Annotated in this window: 5 protein-coding genes; 4 read left to right on the top strand and 1 reads right to left on the bottom strand. The window is 67.2% G+C overall.

Features of this window, described 5'->3' with window-relative positions:
* The 3 genes from AC27KI_RS20840 to AC27KI_RS20830 form a co-directional block, all read left to right on the top strand.
* Positions 1 to 585 (top strand): GlxA family transcriptional regulator (locus tag AC27KI_RS20840; protein ID WP_487115614.1); only part of this gene is annotated, 585 nt, incomplete at its 5' end.
* Between the two features lie 192 nt (positions 586 to 777).
* Positions 778 to 1,731: an ADP-ribosylglycohydrolase family protein gene (locus tag AC27KI_RS20835; protein WP_487090644.1), complete on the top strand. Its 954-nt coding sequence runs from the start codon at positions 778 to 780 to the stop codon at positions 1,729 to 1,731.
* Between the two features lie 150 nt (positions 1,732 to 1,881).
* Positions 1,882 to 2,115 (top strand): hypothetical protein, encoded by a 234-nt coding sequence (locus AC27KI_RS20830; RefSeq protein WP_487090643.1) that lies wholly within the window; start codon positions 1,882 to 1,884, stop codon positions 2,113 to 2,115.
* 231 nt (positions 2,116 to 2,346) lie between these two features.
* Here AC27KI_RS20830 and argC read toward each other — a convergent pair whose 3' ends face one another.
* Positions 2,347 to 3,267, bottom strand: a complete 921-nt coding sequence (gene argC, locus AC27KI_RS20825; RefSeq protein ID WP_487090642.1) for an N-acetyl-gamma-glutamyl-phosphate reductase — start codon at positions 3,265 to 3,267, stop codon at positions 2,347 to 2,349.
* Positions 3,268 to 3,349: 82 nt separating this feature from the next.
* On the opposite strand from argC, the gene AC27KI_RS20820 reads away from it, so the two are divergent.
* On the top strand, positions 3,350 to 3,567 hold a 218-nt coding region (locus AC27KI_RS20820), incomplete at its 3' end, for a LysR family transcriptional regulator (protein ID WP_487115612.1).

The following is a 3,567-nucleotide window of genomic DNA, read 5'->3' as shown; positions in this document are numbered from 1 at the left end:
CACCTGGCCGAACTGGCCGAGGTGGAGCCCCGCTGCGACGTGGTGGCCAACCGCGTCTTCGTGGCCGATGGCGCCCTGCACACCAGCGCGGGCGTGACCACCGGCATCGACCTGGTACTGCACCGCATCGCCGATGCCTGCGGCCCGGCCATCGCCGCCGAGGTGGCGCAGACCATGGTGGTGGCGCTGCGGCGCGGCCCGCACGACCCGGAAATGTCGCCCTTCCTGCACCACCGCAACCACCTGCACGGCGCGCTGCACCGCGTGCAGGACGCCGTGGCCCAGCAGCCCCAGGCCGACTGGAGCGTGCCCGCCATGGCCGAGGTGGCGCACGCCTCGCCGCGCCACCTGACCCGCCTGTTCCTGGACCACGCCGGCATCGCGCCGCTGCAGTACCTGCGCCGCATCCGCCTGGCCACCGCCGAGGCCGCGTTGCGGGCGGGGCGCAACGTGACCGAGGCGGCGGCGATGGCGGGGTTCAGTTCGGATACGCAGCTGCGCCGGGCGTGGAAGCAGTTCGGGCGGGGTGGGACGCCTTCGCAGCTCGGGGGAACGGGTGGCGGCGCAGGGCTGCCGGGCCTCTAAAGCGCGCGCCTGCATCCAGGGCGGCCGCTTTCGGCGGGTTGCTGGCGAGGGGTGCAGGGCAGCGCCACCCGGTCGTTGGCGAAAGGCTGTTCGCAAAGGGCGTGGTACCGCCAAGCGGGGGCCGCTGCTGACTCGGGCCTTGTGAAGGGCATACTTTGCCAACGGCCCGGCCGCTCACTGCTGTCATCCACCATGCCACCGACCCAACCCATACCCCTCTCCATCCGATCGCGCCTGCGGGGCGCAGTCTACGGCCTGCTCGTTGGCGATGCGCTGGGGGTGCCCTACGAGTTCTCGGATGCCGCAGAACTGCCGGAGCTCCGCTTGATCGAGATGGCACCGCCCGCTGGATTTCGCCGCGCCCATCCGGGAGTGCCGGCAGGCACCTGGAGCGATGACGGCGCGCAAGCACTGCATCTGCTGAGGGTTCTTCTCGATGGGGACCACGCACTGGAAAGCAGGTTCGCCGATGGCTTGCAGTCCTGGCATTCCTCCGGTGAACTGACACCCGATGGCCGCGTGTTCGATATCGGCATCCAGACGCAGGAAGCCTTGGCGAACCTCCGGCGAGGTGTGCCGCCCAGCCAGAGCGGCCCTTGCGAAGAGAGGAACAATGGGAATGGGTCGCTCATGCGGGTGCTTCCCACGGCCTTGCTTCCCGCTGCCGACGACCGGGTCCTGATCGACCGCGCGAGAAGGCAAAGCCTGCCCACCCATGGGCACACGAGGTCGCTGCTCGCGTGCGCGCTGGCGACCTTGGTATCCGCCCGCCTTCTCAGGGGCCTCTCGTTCGTGGAGGCGCTCGACGGGGCCCAGGCGCACCTCGAAGAGACCACATCCGAATCCGAGCGATTTGAACTTCGCATCCTGTTGAACGGGCGGTTTGATCCACCGGGCGGAAGCGGGTACGTGGTGGACTGCCTTTGGTCGTCCGTTGCAGCCGTCCTTCGCACGCGCAACTTCGAAGACTGCGTGCGGTGCGCGATCGGTTTTGGCAACGACACCGATACCACCGCCTGCGTCGCGGGGGGATGGGCGGGACTGCTCTATGGCGAGCAAGGCATTCCGCTGCGATGGCGCGAGCAGTTGCAAGGAAAGCCCCTCGTCGAGCCCTTGCTCGACCGCCTGATCGCCGCCTGGGAGTGATTCCTGCCAGAACCGGCAAGGAAAGGGAAGGCGCCAAGGCAGTGGCTCGCAGAAAGATCCGGCGCTTCAGCCCCCCCACTTCACCACGCCGGGCGCCTGATCGGTGAGGCAAAATGCCCCACCCCGTCCGGCCGTGAAATGCCGTGCTGAATGCAACAATCGGAGCCGGATTCGGCACCGGTCTCGGCGCCGACGAAACCACCGGAAAAGCGTTTGGAGGCCATGCACCTCACGATTGGTCTTTTCACGCAATCGCCAGGAAGCGCTCAGAAAATGGATTGGTTCCCTATCGTCTTCATTGCGTTCAAGGTCATCGTGCTCGGAACAGGCATGTTTTTAGCCATCAAGTGGCACCACGATCAAGGCAAGAAGAAGAAAAAATAATGCCGGCCGGGTTGGAGGACACCCACCAAACGCACCCTTGACGCCCCCGGTGGGTCCAACGGCATCGCCCGCAAGGGGTGTTGTTGCCAATTCGGTCCGATAAGAACGATCCGCGCCCAAAGGTTTTTTGACCCGCAGCCATCGCCGCCCAAATGGCGCTGCAACGCGAGGTTCGAAAACGAATGGGGTGCCAGCCCTTCCCCACCGACCGTGGGCGCTTCGGACTCCCACTTAGTTCGGACCGTCCACCATCAACCTCAGGTTCTGCACGGCCGCGCCCGCCGCGCCTTTGCCCAGGTTGTCCAGCACCGCGCTCAAGACGATCTGGCCCGTGCGGCCATTCCACGACACGGCCAAGCCCATGTCGTTCGAACCGTTGTGGACCTGCGGGTCCCGTTCGGTCATCGGCTCAGCCGACGGCATCGGCAGCACGTGCACATGCGCCGCATCGCGGTACCGCTGCGCCAGGCATTCGTGGATGCGTGCGCCTGTAGCCTCCGCGGGCAGCATTCGCACATGCAACCCGATGGTGAGCACGATGCCCTGCCGGTAGCTGCCATAGGCCGGGACGAAGAGGGGCGGCTCCGTGAGGCCCGCATAGGCCTGGATCTCCGGCACGTGCTTGTGCTCCAGGGCCAGGCCGTAGACCGTGAGCGAATGCGCGCCCACTCCCGCCTCGTGCGCTTCGGCCCCCGCCCGCCCCATGCCGGAATAGCCGGAAACCGCATGGATGGTGAGCGGATAGTCGGCGGGCAGCAGGCCCGCATCCGTCAAGGGCCGCAGCAGGGCGACTGCGGCGGTGGGGTAGCAGCCCGGGTTGGTGACCCGCGACGCCTTGGCGATGCGTTCGCCTTGATGCGCATCCAGTTCCGGCAGGCCGTACACCCAGCCAGGGCTGGTGCGGTGGGCGGAGCTGGCGTCGATGACACGCACGCCGGGGTTGTCGATCATCGCGACCGCCTCGCGCGCCGCGGCATCGGGCAGGCACAGGATGGCGATGTCGCAATCGTTGATCGCCGCCTTTCGCGCGGCCGGGTCCTTGCGCAAGCCCGCAGGCAAGGTGTGGAGGCGAAATTCCGAGCCCCGGAGCCGGTTCTGCAGGTCCAGGCCGGTGGTGCCCTGGTCGCCGTCGATGAAGATTTGGTGGTTCATGGAACGCGATCGTAGGGAGACCGCCTCGATGGCTCCAGCGAAATATCGGCAACCCCAAGTTAAGAAAAATTAAACTGCCGACATGCGAGAACTGAGCCTGGACCATTTGCGCACCCTGGTTGCCATCGCCGATCTCGGCTCCCTGACCAATGCGGCGCGCGCCCTTCACCTGGCGGCCCCCACCGTGACCGTGCAGATCGCGGAGCTGGAGTCGCGCCTGGGCGGCCAGCTGCTCGTTCGCGGGCGGGGGCCCGCGCAACCGACCGCCCTGGGCGAGCGGTTCATCGCGCGGGCACGCCG

The sequence above is a fragment of the Acidovorax sp. KPB24-03 genome (assembly GCF_057546605.1).
This window is presented reverse-complemented; position numbering and strand designations above follow the sequence as displayed.